We start from the raw sequence: 1,131 nt of genomic DNA on the forward strand, positions 1-1,131 counted from the left end.
GTGCAGGACAGCGAGAAATGGTTTGAAATTCCGGTAGTAGCTACAAATATATGCGATTATGACCGTTCTTTTGGCGTAGAAGTAGACGATAAGGCTAGTAATGCAATTGAAAAAAAGCAATATGTGGTTGAATCAAATACGGTAACCATTAAAGCAGGGGAACGGGTAGCAAAGTTTCGGATGAAGGGTATTTATGAGAACATTGATAAAACGGATTCTTTGTCGGTTACGTTCAATTTGCTTGCCAAAGATGAAAATGTATGGGATTTGTACGGTACCCGTACTCGTGTTCAAATGCAAAAAGCATGTCCTTTCGAACTTAGTACATTTGAAGGCTATTGTCTATTGACTTCCTCTTTCTTTAGTGCATATATGACGAATACGGAATATCGGTTATTACAAGCGGAAAGAGACAAGACTGAAGATAATACTATAATATTACATGATTTCTTCTATAAGAATTATGATCTTAAAATTAAGTATGATCCTTCCGATCCGTTGAAACCATTTGTAGAGTTTGATGATCAAATTATAGGTAGTACGGCAGAAGCCTTCGGAACCATTTACGGTAATGGAAAGCTGATGTGTACTCAGCCTGTTGCGTACGATTCTTATTATAATGTATGCCAGAAATTTGTATTCTTATATAGCACTATTTATGTGGTGGGTAAAGGTACGGTAGGTACTTATGTGAATATTCTGGAGTGGATTAGTGATGAAGAAGCGGAGCAGTATAAAAAAGAGGAAGGACTCTAAACTATAATCGGAAATAAATATGAAAGATATAATAAAATATTATTTGCAATTGATTGTGTTGATGTTCTGTCTCTTCACGTCTGCTTGTAGTGATGATGATGAGACTGTAACACCTGTGTTTCCGGATTTGCAGAAAATAGAATGTGCAGTCGGAGATACCAAGACACTGACTTTTGAAGCTACTGATAACTGGATATTGATTTCGTCGTCGTTGTGGTGCTATTTTGAACAAGATGGTGAACAGACCTTCACTTGTTCAGGTGGTGTTGGCGAACAGACTGTCACCATTCATATTAGTGATGATGCTACGGAACTGATGAAATCCTATAAGGCGGAGTTGACAATGACGATGGCGGGAAGTCGGCAGGTAATAGC

1 protein-coding gene and 1 pseudogene are annotated in these 1,131 nt (G+C 37.9%); both read left to right on the forward strand.

Going from position 1 to position 1,131, the window contains the following annotated elements; all coding sequences use genetic code 11:
- The coding region (locus AB5935_RS27465; protein ID WP_368328035.1) for a DUF4984 domain-containing protein at window positions 1-756 on the forward strand (756 nt) is incomplete at its 5' end.
- 19 nt (window positions 757-775) lie between these two features.
- A pseudogene (locus AB5935_RS27470) lies at window positions 776-1,131 on the forward strand (DUF5003 domain-containing protein); the annotation flags it as partial.

The sequence above is a fragment of the Phocaeicola sp. RTP21198st1_B8_RTP21198_201120 genome (genome assembly GCF_040929485.1).
Classification (GTDB): domain Bacteria; phylum Bacteroidota; class Bacteroidia; order Bacteroidales; family Bacteroidaceae; genus Phocaeicola; species Phocaeicola dorei.